Origin of the sequence: Nocardia aurantiaca (assembly GCF_009708175.1) — a bacterium.
Lineage (GTDB): Bacteria > Actinomycetota > Actinomycetes > Mycobacteriales > Mycobacteriaceae > Nocardia > Nocardia aurantiaca.
On sequence record NZ_WMBB01000008.1, the window covers coordinates 313,545 to 326,995 of the forward strand.

The 13,451-nt window shown below is 69.3% G+C and carries 12 protein-coding genes; 10 read left to right on the plus strand and 2 right to left on the minus strand.

The genetic code is table 11. The annotated features are described in order from the left end of the window. Positions 1-2 precede the first annotated feature (2 nt). Complete coding sequence (locus tag GLP40_RS19155; protein WP_328290372.1) at positions 3-2,186, plus strand: molybdopterin-containing oxidoreductase family protein; 2,184 nt, start codon at positions 3-5, stop codon at positions 2,184-2,186. Here the strand turns inward: GLP40_RS19155 and thiE are convergent, their stop codons facing one another. Then, positions 2,187-2,888 carry a thiamine phosphate synthase gene (gene thiE, locus GLP40_RS19160; RefSeq protein ID WP_328290373.1) on the minus strand — a complete coding sequence of 234 codons (702 nt, stop codon included), beginning with the start codon at positions 2,886-2,888 and terminating at the stop codon, positions 2,187-2,189. A 141-nt stretch (positions 2,889-3,029) separates the two neighbouring features. Between thiE and thiO the strand changes: the two genes are divergently transcribed. From thiO to GLP40_RS19190, 6 genes are all read left to right on the plus strand, one after another. Further along, the gene (gene thiO, locus GLP40_RS19165) at positions 3,030-4,115 is read left to right on the plus strand and encodes a glycine oxidase ThiO (protein WP_154789276.1); all 1,086 of its coding nucleotides are present in this window, start codon (positions 3,030-3,032) and stop codon (positions 4,113-4,115) included. After that, positions 4,112-4,324, plus strand: a complete 213-nt coding sequence (thiS, locus tag GLP40_RS19170) for a sulfur carrier protein ThiS (protein ID WP_154789277.1) — start codon at positions 4,112-4,114, stop codon at positions 4,322-4,324. The genes thiO and thiS overlap by 4 nt, the downstream gene beginning before the upstream one ends. Before the next feature lie 58 nt (positions 4,325-4,382). Then, positions 4,383-5,171, plus strand: coding sequence for a thiazole synthase (gene thiG / locus GLP40_RS19175; protein WP_328290374.1), 789 nt, complete (start codon positions 4,383-4,385; stop codon positions 5,169-5,171). A 104-nt stretch (positions 5,172-5,275) separates the two neighbouring features. After that, on the plus strand, positions 5,276-6,220 hold the full coding sequence (locus GLP40_RS19180; RefSeq protein WP_154789278.1) for an ABC transporter ATP-binding protein: 945 nt from the start codon (positions 5,276-5,278) through the stop codon (positions 6,218-6,220). Next, a complete protein-coding gene (locus GLP40_RS19185; protein ID WP_154789279.1) occupies positions 6,220-7,038 on the plus strand; it encodes an ABC transporter permease in 819 nt (272 codons plus the stop codon). Before GLP40_RS19180 ends, GLP40_RS19185 begins: the two co-directional genes overlap by 1 nt. Before the next feature lie 531 nt (positions 7,039-7,569). Then, a complete protein-coding gene (locus GLP40_RS19190) occupies positions 7,570-8,337 on the plus strand; it encodes an adenylate/guanylate cyclase domain-containing protein (RefSeq protein ID WP_456094002.1) in 768 nt (255 codons plus the stop codon). 83 nt (positions 8,338-8,420) lie between these two features. Here the strand turns inward: GLP40_RS19190 and GLP40_RS19195 are convergent, their stop codons facing one another. Then, positions 8,421-8,576 (minus strand): hypothetical protein, encoded by a 156-nt coding sequence (locus GLP40_RS19195; RefSeq protein WP_154789281.1) that lies wholly within the window; start codon positions 8,574-8,576, stop codon positions 8,421-8,423. A gap of 179 nt (positions 8,577-8,755) precedes the next feature. On the opposite strand from GLP40_RS19195, the gene GLP40_RS19200 reads away from it, so the two are divergent. The 3 genes from GLP40_RS19200 to GLP40_RS19210 all read left to right on the plus strand — a co-directional run bounded on the left by GLP40_RS19200 (position 8,756) and on the right by GLP40_RS19210 (position 13,447). Next, positions 8,756-10,471 carry an acyclic terpene utilization AtuA family protein gene (locus tag GLP40_RS19200; protein ID WP_154789282.1) on the plus strand — a complete coding sequence of 572 codons (1,716 nt, stop codon included), beginning with the start codon at positions 8,756-8,758 and terminating at the stop codon, positions 10,469-10,471. A 226-nt stretch (positions 10,472-10,697) separates the two neighbouring features. After that, positions 10,698-11,846, plus strand: coding sequence for an acyl-CoA dehydrogenase family protein (locus GLP40_RS19205; RefSeq protein WP_328290392.1), 1,149 nt, complete (start codon positions 10,698-10,700; stop codon positions 11,844-11,846). Continuing rightward, positions 11,843-13,447, plus strand: a complete 1,605-nt coding sequence (locus tag GLP40_RS19210; RefSeq protein WP_154789284.1) for an acyl-CoA carboxylase subunit beta — start codon at positions 11,843-11,845, stop codon at positions 13,445-13,447. Before GLP40_RS19205 ends, GLP40_RS19210 begins: the two co-directional genes overlap by 4 nt. Positions 13,448-13,451 lie beyond the last annotated feature (4 nt).

Here is a 13,451-nt window from a genome sequence, read left to right on the forward strand (position 1 = left end):
GCGTGACGACGCGCGAGCTCCCCACCTTTTGCCGGATCTGTGAGCCTCTCTGCGGGCTGATCGCCACCGTCGAGGATGGGAAACTGGTGCGCCTGCGCGCCGACAAGGACCATCCGCTCTCCCGCGGCAATGCCTGCCCGAAGGGCATCGCCTTCACCGAGATCCAGAACGATCCCGACCGGGTGCTGTACCCCCTGCGGCGCACGGCCTCCGGCGAGTTCGAGCGGGTTTCCTGGGACACGGCACTGGACGAAATCGGCGAGCGCCTGCGCGGGCTCATCGACGAGCACGGAATCGACAGCCTCGGCTGGTATTTCGGCAATCCGTCCTCCTTCTCGTATTCACACACCCTGTGGATGGTGGGTTTCCAGCTCGCCGCCGGGCTGAAGCACGTGTATTCGGCGGGCTCCCAGGACATCAACAACCGCTTCGTGGCCAGCGAACTGCTCTACGGCTCGCTCACCAGGGTGCCGGTGCCCGATCTGGACCGCACCGACTTCCTGCTCATGCTGGGCGCGAATCCCCTTGTCTCGCACGGCAGCGTGCTGAGCGCGCCGCGCATCCGCGAGAAGCTCACCGCCATCACGAAGCGGGGCGGACGGGTGGTGGTGGTCGATCCGCGAAAGACCGAGACCGCCAAGCTGTTCGAGCACATCGGCGTGCGCCCGGACGGTGACGCCTGGCTGCTGGCCTCGCTGTTGCAGGTCATCTTCGACGAGGGCTTGGAAGACGACGGGGCGCTGCGCCGCCAGGCCACCGGCGTGCGCGAATTGCGGGATGCCGTACGCCGTTTCACGCCCGAGTGCACCGCCGAGGCGACCGGACTCGAGCCCGACCGGGTGCGCGCCCTGGCCCGCGATCTGGCCCGCGCCGAGTCCGCCGCGGTCTACGGCCGCACCGGCACCTGCCTGGGGCGGCACGCCACCCTGGTCGCCTTCCTCATCGACGCCCTGTCGCTGGTAACCGGAAATCTCGACAAGCCGGGCGGTTCCGTCTTCGGCAAGGAGTTGGTGGCGGTCTCCGAGCTGAGCGCGGGACTCGGGTTCGTCGGTTACGGAAAGAACCACTCCCGCATCGGCGGATTCCCGGATGTGCTCGGCACCTTCCCGGCCGCCATCATGGCCAAGGAGATCACCACCCCCGGCCCGGGCCGCCTGCGCGCCCTGTTCACCTCGGCGGGCAATCCGGTCTCCTCGGTGCCCAACGGCCGCGAGTTGGCCGCCGCCCTCACCGAACTCGACCTGTTCGTTTCCATAGACATCTATGTCAATGACACCAACCGGGCCGCCGACTACATCCTCCCGGCGACCACTTTCCTGGAGCGCGACGATATTCCGCTGCCGTTCACCGCGTTCTCGCCGACCCCGTACACCCAGTACACCGAGCGGGTGGTCGAGGCGTACGGGGAGGCCCGGGAGGAATGGCGGATCATCGACGCCATCGCGACCCGGATCGGGGTGCAGCCCTTCGCTGTCGGTCCAGCCCGTCCGGTGGGCCGCCTGCTGAGCGCCCTGCGCCGCCGCGTCCCCGGCCTCGCCGCCGCCCGTCCCACTCCGGCCCTGCTGGCCGATCTGGCGCTGCGCACCGGCCCCTACGGCGACCGGTTCGGCCTGCGCCGGGGCGGCCTCAGCCTGCGCAAGCTGCGCCGTCACCCGCACGGCGTGGTCCTGGCCGACGGCATCACCACAGGTGTGCTGCGGGATGTGGTGCGGCACAAGGGCGGCCGCGTGCGCCTGGACCCGGACGAGATCATCGTCGAGCTGCGCACCCTCGCCGCGCGGCCGAGCGATCCCACCTACCCGCTGCGCGTCATCGGTCTGCGTGAACTCAAATCCCACAACTCGTGGATGCACAATGTGGAGCCGCTCATGCGCGGCGACCGCGAGCATGCCGCCCGCATCAACCCCAAAGACGCGGCGGTGGCGGGCATTTCCGATGGCGACCGCTGCCGGGTCACCTCGGCGCACGGCTCCATCGAGGTGATCGCCCGGCTCACCGAGGACATGACCGTGGGGACCGTGGCCATTCCGCACGGGTGGGGTCACGACGGCGGCTGGCAGCGCGCCAATGCCGCCGGGGGCGCGAACGTGAACGACCTGATGTCCACCGATCTCGCCGATGTGGAACGCCTGGCGGGCATGTCCAACCTGAACGGTGTCCCGATCCGGCTGGACCCGGTCGCCTGATTACCGGTCGTTCTCCAGGATCCGCTGCTTGATCGCGCGGGCGGCGGCCTGCGGATCGTCGGCCTCGGTTATGGCCCGCACCACCACGATTCGCGTCGCGCCCGCGGCCAGCACCTCGGGCAGGCTCCGGGCGTCGATGCCGCCGATGGCGAACCACGGCCGCTGCGTATGCGAATCGGCGGTGGACCGGACCAGATCGATGCCCGCGGGGGCGCGGCCCGGCTTGGTCGGGGTGGCGTACACCGGCCCGGTGCAGAAATAGTCGATGTGCTCGTCCACCGCGGCCAGCCCGGCCTGCGCGCGATTGTGGGTGGAGCGTCCCAGCACCACCTCGCCGCCCAGGATCTGCCGTGCGTACCAGGGCGGCAGATCGCCCTGGCCCAGGTGCAGCACGTCCACCCCGGCGGCGAGCGCGATATCGGCGCGGTCGTTGCACGCGACCAGCGCGCCGTGGCGGCGGGCGGCGGCTTTCAACTCGGCCAGCGCGCCGAGTTCGGCCTTGGCCTCGAGCGGCCCGAACTGCTTCTCCCCGGGCGAGCCCTTGTCCCGCAGCTGAATGATGTCGACGCCGCCGGCCAGGGCCGCTTCGGCGAACTCCGCCAGATCGCCCCGGTCCCGGCGGGCGTCTGTGCACAGGTACAGCCGCGCGGTGGCGAGGCGTTCCCGTGGGGTGGCGGGCCGGTTCGGGTGGGAGGGTTGCACAGGCTCGACGGTAGTCGCGCTACGGTGGTCGAGTCGAAGCGACCCGAGGGTTCGCACCCCGCGTGGCTCCCGCCGAAGACGCTGTTTCGAGCGATGTATATGCAGGTCCCGGGGATACTGGGACGAGTTAGGTGGATTCACATGCGGACTCTGGCCGTCGTCGGGGGCGGTGTGATCGGGCTGTCGGTGGCCTGGCGTGCGGCCGGAGCGGGCTGGACCGTCACCCTCTTCGACCCGGCCGTGGGTTCCGGATCCTCCTGGGTGGCGGGCGGCATGCTCGCCCCGCTCTCGGAGGGCTGGCCCGGTGAGGACGCCGCCCTCGCCTTCGGCGCGGCCTCCCTGATCCGCTGGCCCGGTTTCGCCGCCCGCCTGCTGGCGGTGACCGGCACCGATGTCTTCGTCGCCGACCAGACGCTCACCGTCGCCCTGGACGCCGCCGACGCCGCCGACCTGCGCACCATCGCCGAGTGGGTGAACTCCCGCGGCCATGAGCTGCGCGTACTGGACCGCGCCGGGGTGCGCGCGGCCGAGCCGAGCCTGGGTCGCGGCGTGCGCGCCGGACTGCTCGCCCTCGCCGAACCGGCGGTGGATAATCGCGCGCTGGTGACCGCGCTCCGAAACGCCTGTGCCGCGGCCGGAGTCGAGTTCCGCGCGGAGCGGGTCGAGTCCCCGTCCGAGCTGTCCTACGACCGCATCGTGCTCGCGGCCGGCGCCGCCACCGCCGAGCTGTGGCCCGGCCTGCCGGTGCGCCCGGTGAAGGGCGAGATCCTGCGTCTGCGCCGCCGCCCCAGCGCGCCGCTCGCGCCCGCGCGCGTGATCCGGGCGCGGGTGCACGGCCGTCCCATATATCTCGTGCCGAGGCGTGACGGAATCGTGCTCGGTGCAACACAATACGAAGTCGGGTTCGACAATGCCGTCACCGTGGCCGGTGTCCGCGACCTGGTCACCGACGCCGAAGCCGTGCTGCCGGGGCTCGGTGAGTACGAATTCGCCGAGGCCATCGCGGGTTCGCGCCCCGGCTCGCCGGACAATCTGCCGCTGATCGGCTACCTGAGCGAGCGGGTGATCGTGGCCGCGGGTCACGGCCGCAACGGCATTCTCGACACCCCGGTCACCGCCGACGCCGTCCTGGCGCTGCTCGCCGATAGCGAGCTGCCCGAGGCCCGTGCGGCGGATCCGCGCCGGTTTTCCACCGCCGCACCGCTTTACCCAGGAGGAGTTCGATGACCGCAATTCCCGTCGGTGTCACTGTCAACGGTGAGGACCACGTGTTCCCCGACGAACTCACCGTCCGCCAACTCCTCGAACGTCTGAGCCTGCCGTGCCAGGGCGTGGCGCTGGCCATCGACGGCGCGGTGTTCCCCAAGTCCCGCTGGGACGAGCCGGTCGGCCGCGGTTGGGAGATCGAGGTGCTCACGGCGGTGCAGGGTGGCTGACTCGTCGACGGCGGCTCAGGGGCCGGAGGCGTCGCTGCGCCTCTCCCCGTTTGCTCGCGTGACCGCGCAGGATCCCGCGCACGCCGCGTCGATCACGGCGCCGCTGGTCATCGCGGGCCGCGAGTTCGGCTCCCGGCTCATCATGGGCACCGGCGGCGCCGAGAACCTGGCCGTGCTGGAGGAGGCCCTGGTGGCCTCGCGTACCGAGCTGACCACGGTCGCCATGCGCCGGGTGGACGCCGTCGGCGGCACCGGCGTGCTCGATCTGCTCTCGCGCCTCGAGATCGCCCCGCTGCCCAATACCGCGGGCTGCCGCACCGCCGCCGAGGCGGTGCTCACCGCCCAGCTGGCGCGCGAGGCCCTCGAAACCGATTGGGTGAAGCTGGAAGTCATCGCCGACGAGCGCACCCTGCTCCCGGACGCCATCGAATTGGTCGCCGCCGCAGAGCAATTGGTGGACGACGGTTTCACCGTGCTGCCCTACACCACCGACGACCCGGTGCTGGCCAAGCGCCTCGAGGACGCCGGGTGCGCCGCCGTCATGCCGCTGGGCTCGCCCATCGGCACCGGCCTGGGCATCGGCAATCCGCACAATATCGAGATGATCGTGGCCGCCGCGGGTGTGCCGGTCATCCTCGACGCGGGCATCGGCACCGCCAGCGATGCCGCCCTGGCAATGGAACTCGGCTGCTCGGCGGTCCTGCTGGCCACCGCGGTCACCCGCGCCCGCCGGCCGGCCCTGATGGCCGCCGCCATGGCGCGCGCTGTGGAGGGCGGCTGGCTGGCCCGGCAGGCCGGACGAATCCCCAAGCGCTTCTGGGCCCAGGCTTCCTCCCCCGACTTCTGAGGCCCAGCCCCGGGTGGTTCGCGGCCCGTCTCATCCCTGAGGATGAGCGACGCGCGACCAATTGGCGATAGTGCGCGGTCCGCACATGGGGGAGACTGGTCGCCATGATCGAACTGAGAGGCCTGACCAAGCACTACGGCCAGACCGTCGCGGTGTCGGACCTGTCGTTCACGGTCCGTCCGGGGCAGGTGACCGGCTTCCTCGGCCCGAACGGGGCGGGCAAGTCGACCACCATGCGGATGATCCTGGGGCTCGATACCCCGACCTCCGGCACCGCCCTCATCGACGGCAAGCCGTACCACGACCTGAAGCGCCCGCTCGACACCGTCGGCGCGCTGCTGGACGCGAAGTGGGTGCACCCCAACCGTTCCGCGCGCTCTCATCTGCGGTGGATGGCCGCCGCCAATGACATTCCGCAGTCCCGGGTGGAGGAGGTGCTGCGCCTGGTCGGCCTCTCGGAGGTGGCCGACAAGAGCGCGGGCGGCTTCTCCCTGGGCATGTCGCAGCGGCTCGGCCTGGCCGGCGCCCTGCTCGGTGATCCGCGGGTGCTGCTGTTCGACGAACCGGTGAACGGCCTGGACCCCGAGGGCATTCTGTGGATCCGCCGCTTCATGCAGCGGCTGGCCGCCGAGGGGCGCACCGTGCTGGTGTCGAGCCACCTGCTCTCCGAAATGGCGCAGACCGCCGAGCATCTCATCGTGATCGGCCGGGGCCGCCTCATCGCCGACACCACCACAAAGGATTTCATCGAGAAGGCCTCGGAACAGTCTGTGCGCGTGCGCAGTCCGCAGCTGGACCAGCTGCGCAGCCTGCTCACCTCGAACGGCATGACGGTGCGCGAGGACGGCGCCGAGGCCGACGGCCGGGCCCTGGTGGTCGCGGGCGTCACCAGCGACGCGGTCGGAAAACTGGCCGGCGCCAATGACATCACGCTCTACGAGCTCGCGCCGCAGCGCGCCTCGCTGGAGGAGGCGTTCATGCGCATGACCGGTGGCGCGGTGCAGTACCACGGCGAAGGCTTCGATCAGGTTATGGGAGGTGCGCTCTGATGGGAGTGCTCGCGGCGGAACGAATCAAGCTCACCTCGACCAAGTCCCCGGTCTGGTGCACGGCCCTGCTGGTGGTGTTCGCGCTGGGTATCGCGGCCCTGTTCAGCCTGGCCCTGAACGCGTCCTGGCGGGTGTTCCAGGATCAGCTGGCCGAGGGGAAGATGACCCCGGCCGACGCGCCCTACGCGGAGAACTCGGTGGCCGGTCTGGGCATCACCGGTCTGGCCCAGGGCATTCCGGGCTTCGGCTACCTGATGGTCATGATCCTGGCCGCGCTGGCGGTCACCAGTGAATACCGCTTCGGCACCATCAAGACCACCTTTCTCGCGATCCCGCACCGGACGACGGTCCTGCTCACCAAGGCCGGTGTCATCGGGGTTGCTATGGCGTTGCTGAGCGCGGTGTTGACCTTCCTCGGCTTCTTCATCTTCAAGGCCATGGTGAATCACGACGCGGGCAGCCACCTCAGCCTCGGCGGTGGTGATCTGCGGGTCTTCTACGCCGTGCCGGTGTTCATCCTGCTGGTCGTCTTCCTGGCGGTGGGCGTGGGCGCGCTGATCCGGCAGTCCGCGGGCGCGCTGTCGCTGCTGATCGTGTGGCCGGTGATCCTCGAACCCATGGTCGGCGCCTTCGGCAAGATCGGCCGGGAGATCCAGGTCCTGCTGCCGTTCCAGAACGCGGGCCTGTTCCTCGGTACCGTGGATGCCAAGTCGGACTATTGGCACTGGGGTCCGTGGGGTGGCCTCGTTTACTTCGCGGCCGTCGTGGCCATCGTGTTCGCCGCCGCGCTGTTCGTGGTGAACAAGCGCGACGCCTGAGACCCTGCCCGGGAGCCGTCGGCCACTGCCCGGCACGGCGGCGAGCATCGGCCCGATACGGAAAATCCGTATCGGGCCGATCTCGTAAGAGGGGGGCTAACAGTGTGTGAAAACTTTCGCTTCCGACTGGAATCTTCTAGCCAGTTGGACTGGACGGTCGGTAGCATCGCCTCAGCAACCAAAACACTCGAGCAATCGGCGGGTCCAACGATGTGGCCGCTAGCACCGATCGGGAGGTGTCAGGTGGCAATCATTCATCCATCCCATGACGGAACGCTGGGATACGCTCTGGGCGTGAGCGAACGACCCTCCGACGGCGGTGAACGCGCCTCCGACGCGAACCGCACGGACGGACTGGGAAGCGATCGCAAGCGGTTACGTGACGCGGCCGGCGGCCGGGGGCGGCAATCCCGTATCGACCCGGATGTGGTCATCCCCTTGATTCCCGCGGAACTCTCCGAGGATCCCGACGACACCGCCGAGCCGCGGTCCGGCCGGCGGCGCGGCCGTTTCCCCGGTCAGCTCTCCGCCATCGTCAATGCGGCCAATCAGCGCGACGACATCATCAGCGTCATCCGCCGGGCGCGCGAGAACCTGCCGGGCGATCCGGCCTTCGGCGATCCGCTCTCGGTGTCCGGTCCGGGCGGCGTGCGCGCGGTGGCCCGGGCGGCGGACAAGCTGGTGGGCGATTCCCCCAGTGCCGCACGCGAATTGGGGCTGGGCGCGCTCCAGGTCTGGCAGGCCGTGCTGGAGCGGGTCGGCAAGGGCCGCGGCGCCCAGGAGATCACCATCATGTTCACCGACCTGGTGGCCTTCTCGAGCTGGTCCCTGGCGGCGGGGGACGAGGTGACCCTGGATCTGCTGCGCCGGGTCGCCAAGGCCATCGAGCCGCCCATCGTGGATCGCGGCGGCCAGGTGGTCAAGCGCATGGGCGACGGCGTCATGGCCGTGTTTCCGTCCGCCGACCGGGCGGTGCGGGCGGCGGTGGCGGCCAAGGAGAATCTGTCGGCGGTCTCGGTCGACGGCTACCGTCCGCAGATGCGGCTGGGCCTGCACACCGGCAGCCCACGCGAGATCGGCGGCGACTGGCTCGGCATCGACGTGAATATCGCCGCCCGCGTCATGGAGGCGGGCGGCAATGGCAACACCATGGTCTCGAACGCGACCCTGGACGCACTGCGGCCGGGAACGCTCGAGGAACTCGGCCTGGGCGTAAAGCCCTACCGCCGCAGCTTTTTCGCCGCACCGCTCAGCGGCGTCCCCGAGGACCTCCGCATCTTCCGCCTCGAAGCCGAGTGAAGGGGTGCGGAAGGCGCTTCAGGCGAAGCCCCTGTGACCGGGTGTGAAAAGGGCTTCAGGGGAAGTCCCTGAGAACCGGATATTCAGGTCATCCAGAGCACCGCGCCCACGGCCGCGAGCACACCGCAGACGGCGAGCCCGATGGCCAGTGGGCGCGAGGTCTTGAACAGCGAGTACGCCCCGCCGAGCAGGAATCCGGCGAGGGCGAGCAGGACGATCATGGTGACGTCTGAGGACACCCGTTCAGTGTGCCTGAAGGTTGCCAGCACACTGCGGATGGGCCCTGAACTGGGAATTCCGCAAATAACAAGCACGCGGGCTTGATTTTTTCCGGACCTGATGTGACCCTGTAACCGACCGCAGCACCGAGGCTGCGCCGACCGCCCGTGACACGCGCGGGTGCACAGGGAGGCCCTCCATGAGTCAGCTCGCCGATACCCCGGATCTGATTCGGATCGGCAACTGTTCCGGGTTCTACGGCGATCGGTTGAGCGCCATGCGGGAGATGCTCGAGGGCGGGCAGCTCGACGTGCTCACCGGGGACTATCTCGCCGAGCTCACCATGCTGATCCTGGGTCGCGATCGCATGAAGGACGCGAACCTCGGCTACGCCAAAACCTTTGTGAAGCAACTGGAGAACAGCCTCGGGCTGGCCCTCGAGTCCGGGGTGAAGATCGTCGCCAACGCCGGCGGCCTCAACCCCGCCGGGCTGGCGCGGCGCATCGGCGAGGTGGCCGAAAAGCTGGGACTGGCACCGGAAGTCGCGTATGTGACCGGTGACGATCTGCTGCCGCGCGCCGCCGAACTGGGGCTGGGCACTCCGCTCACCGCCAATGCCTACCTGGGTGCGTGGGGGATCGCCGAATGCCTGAACGCGGGCGCGGACATCGTGGTGACCGGCCGGGTGACCGACGCCTCGCTGGTGGTGGGACCCGCGGCCGCGCACTTCGGCTGGGGCCGAACCGATTACGACGCGCTGGCGGGCGCCGTGGTGGCCGGGCACGTGATCGAGTGCAGCACCCAGGCCACCGGCGGCAATTTCGCCTTCTTCACCGAGATCGCCGATCTGGGCCGCCCCGGCTTCCCGATCGCGGAGGTGTGGCGTGACGGCAGCAGCATCATCACCAAGCATGAGGGCACCGGTGGCGCGGTCACCGTCGACACCGTCAAGGCGCAGCTCATGTACGAGATCCAGAGCGCGCGCTACGCCGGACCGGACGTCACCACGCGCCTCGACAGCATCCAGGTGAGCCAGGAGGGACCGGACCGGGTGCTGATCAGCGGCGTGACCGGCGAGGCCCCGCCGCCGCAGACCAAGGTGTCGACCAACACCATCGGCGGGTTCCGCAACGAGATGGAGTTCATCCTCACCGGCCTGGACATCGAGGCCAAAGCCGCACTGGTGCAACGACAGCTGGAATCGTGGCTGTCGGTGCGGCCCGCCGAGCTGGAATGGACCCTGGCGCGATTGGACCGGCCCGACGCCGACACCGAGGAGCAGGCCAGCGCGCTGTTGCGCTGCGTGGTGCGCGATCCGGATCCGAACAAGGTGGGACGCGCGTTCTCGAGCGTCGCGGTGGAATTGGCGCTGGCCAGTTTCCCCGGCTTCTCGCTGACCGCTCCGCCCGGAAACGGCGGGCCCTACGGGGTGTTCACCCCGGGATACGTGGATTCCAAGGAGATTCCGCACACGGCGGTACTGGCGGACGGCGCCGAGGTGGCGATCGCGCCGGCCGGGGAAACCCTGGAACTGGAGGCGGTCGCGGAACCGGAACTGCCGCAGTCGCTTCCGCCCGGCGCCACCACGCGCGCCCCGCTCGGGACGATCGCGCTGGCCCGCAGCGGTGACAAGGGGGGCAACGCCAATATCGGCGTCTGGGTCCGCACCGAGGAGCAGTGGCGGTGGCTGGTGCACACCCTCACCGTCGAGGAACTGCGCCGCCTGCTGCCCGAGACCGCCGAGCTGCCTGTCAGCCGGCACGTGCTGCCGAACCTGCGGGCGCTCAACTTCATCGTCGAGGGCCTGCTCGGCCAGGGCGTGGCCTATCAGGCCCGCTTCGATCCGCAGGCCAAGGGGCTCGGCGAATGGCTGCGCGCCCGGTACCTCGACATTCCCGTGGAGTTGCTGCCATGAGCGGAGATGGCGGGCTCGCGGCGGTGCACGCCCGCGCCGTCGTCCCGGTGGCGGTGTCGCGGCAGGCGTCGCTTCCGGGCGAGACCAGCCGTGCGGCATGGTCCGGGAGTTGGTGCCACCCGTGGCGGTATGGCGGAAATGCGCTGCGGCCGTGGATGAACCGGTGTGTCGACAGGCGAGGATTCGGCCTCGCGGAAGGGAACTGGGCGGTATGAGCGCCGGATATGTGGACCCGTGGCAGACGCCCGAGCGTCGCGAATTGCGCGCCACCGTGCGCGGTTTCGCGGAGCGGGAGGTGCTGCCCTACCTCGACGACTGGGAGCGCGAGGGTTTGATCCCGCGCGAGCTGCACAAGAAGGCGGGTGCGCTGGGGCTGCTGGGCATCCAGTTCCCCGAATCCGTGGGTGGTTCCGGCGGCGACGGCATCGACGCGGCCATCGTGGCCGAGGAGATGCACTACGCGGGCTGCTCCGGTGGCCTGTTCGCCTCCCTTTTCACCTGCGGTATCGCGGTGCCGCATCTCATCGCCTCCGGCAATGCCGAGCACATCGAGCGCTGGGTGAAGCCGACGCTGGCGGGCGAGAAGATCGGTTCGCTGGCCATCACCGAGCCGGGCGGCGGCTCGGATGTCGGGCATCTGCGGACCGCGGCGGTGCGCGACGGCGACGAGTTCATCGTGAACGGGTCGAAGACCTTCATCACCTCCGGCGTGCGCGCCGATTTCGTGGTGACCGCGGTGCGCACGGGCGGTCCTGGCGCGGCCGGTGTCTCGCTGCTCGTGGTGGAGAAGGACACGCCCGGTTTCACGGTCAGCCGCAAGCTGGAGAAGATGGGCTGGCTGGCCTCCGATACCGCCGAGCTGTCGTATGTCGACGCGCGAGTGCCGGTGTCGAACCTGGTCGGGCCGGAGAACAGTGGATTCGCCCAGATCGCGCAGGCTTTCGTGAGCGAGCGGGTCGGGCTGGCCGTGCAGGCGTACGGGCACGCCCAGCGCTGCCTCGACCTGACCCTGCGGTGGTGCCGGGACCGCGAGACCTTCGGCCGGCCGCTGATCAGCCGCCAGGCCGTGCAGAACACGCTGTCGGAGATGGCGCGCCGCATCGATGTCGCGCGCGTGTACACGCACGTTCTGGCCGAGCGCGCCGCGCGCGGCGAAACCGATCTGATCGCCGAGGTGTGCTTCGCCAAGAACACCGCGGTGGAGACCGCGGAATGGGTTGCCCACCAAGCGGTTCAGCTCTTCGGCGGTCTCGGCTACATGCGTGAGTCCGAAGTCGAGCGCCACTACCGCGATGTCCGCATCCTGGGTATCGGCGGCGGCACCAACGAGATCCTGACCAGCCTCGCGGCCAAGCGATTGGGGTTCCAGTCTTGACCATCCTGCGCTCTTCCATAGACCCGAACTCGGCGGACTATCAGGCCGCCGCCGAGGCCATGACCGCCAAACTGGCCGAGGTGGAAGCCGAGTACGCCAAGAACATCGCGGGCGGCGGTCCGGACAAGATGGCGCGGCACCGCAAGCGCGGCAAGCTGACCGCGCGTGAGCGCATCGAACTGCTCATCGACGAGGACTCACCGTTCCTGGAACTGGCCCCGCTGGCCGCCTGGGGCAGCGATTTCCATGTGGGCGCCAGCGTGATCGCGGGCATCGGCATCGTCGAGGGCGTCGAGTGCATGATCGTCGCGCCGGATCCGACCGTGCGCGGCGGCACCTCGAATCCGTGGACGCTGCGCAAGAACCTGCGCATGAACGACATCGCGCTGGAGAACCGGCTGCCGGTGATCGGCCTGGTCGAATCCGGTGGCGCGGATCTGCCGACGCAGAAGGAGGTCTTCGTTCCGGGCGGCCGCATGTTCCGGGACCTGACCCGGCTCTCCGCAGCGGGAATCCCCACCATCGCACTGGTTTTCGGCAACTCCACCGCGGGCGGCGCCTACGTGCCCGGCATGTCCGACTACACGGTCATGATCAAGGAGCGCTCCAAGGTATTCCTGGGCGGTCCACCGCTGGTGAAGATGGCCACCGGTGAGGAATCCGACGACGAATCGCTGGGCGGCGCCGAAATGCACGCCCGCACTTCGGGTCTGGCCGACTACCTGGCCGTGGACGAGCAGGACGCGATCCGCCTGGGTCGTTCCATCGTCAAGCGCCTGAACTGGCGGAAGCAGGGTCCGGCCCCGCGCCCTCTCACCGAGGTGATCGAGCCGCTGTACGACTCGCAGGAGCTGCTCGGCATCGTGCCGAGCGACCTCAAGATCCCGTTCGATCCGCGCGAGGTCATCGCCCGCGTGGTGGACGGCTCCGACTTCGACGAGTTCAAGCCGCTGTACGGCTCCAGCCTGGTGACGGGATGGGCGGAGCTGCACGGCTATCCGGTCGGCATTCTCGCCAATGCCCGCGGCGTGCTGTTCTCCGAGGAGGCGCAGAAGGCCACCCAGTTCATCCAGCTGGCCAACCAGTCGAATACGCCGCTGCTGTTCCTGCACAACACCACCGGCTATATGGTCGGCAAGGAATACGAGCAGCGCGGCATCATCAAGCACGGCGCGATGATGATCAACGCGGTCTCCAATTCGAAGGTGCCGCACATCTCCCTGCTCATGGGCGCATCCTACGGAGCCGGCCACTACGGCATGTGCGGTCGCGCCTACGACCCGCGCTTCGTATTCGCCTGGCCCAGTGCCAAATCCGCCGTCATGGGCGGCGCGCAGCTGGCGGGCGTCATCTCCATCGTGGGGCGGGCCGCGGCCGAGGCCAAGGGCATGCCCTTCGACGAGGAGGCCGACGCCGGCATGCGCGCCATGATCGAGGCGCAGATCGAGGCCGAATCGCTGCCCATGTTCATGTCGGGCCGCCTCTATGACGACGGCGTCATCGATCCCCGCGACACCCGCACGGTATTGGGAATGGCCCTGTCCGCCATTCACAATTCCCCGATCAAGGGCGCCGAGGGCTTCGGCGTCTTCCGGATGTGAGGCC

Excerpts from the sequence above, each read along its gene's own strand:
- thiO (WP_154789276.1), top strand. The coding sequence starts at position 3,030 with ATGCGGACTCTGGCCGTCGTCGGGGGCGGTGTGATCGGGCTGTCGGTG.
- thiS (WP_154789277.1), top strand. The coding sequence starts at position 4,112 with ATGACCGCAATTCCCGTCGGTGTCACTGTCAACGGTGAGGACCACGTG.
- GLP40_RS19180 (WP_154789278.1), top strand. The coding sequence starts at position 5,276 with ATGATCGAACTGAGAGGCCTGACCAAGCACTACGGCCAGACCGTCGCG.
- GLP40_RS19185 (WP_154789279.1), top strand. The coding sequence starts at position 6,220 with ATGGGAGTGCTCGCGGCGGAACGAATCAAGCTCACCTCGACCAAGTCC.
- GLP40_RS19200 (WP_154789282.1), top strand. The coding sequence starts at position 8,756 with ATGAGTCAGCTCGCCGATACCCCGGATCTGATTCGGATCGGCAACTGT.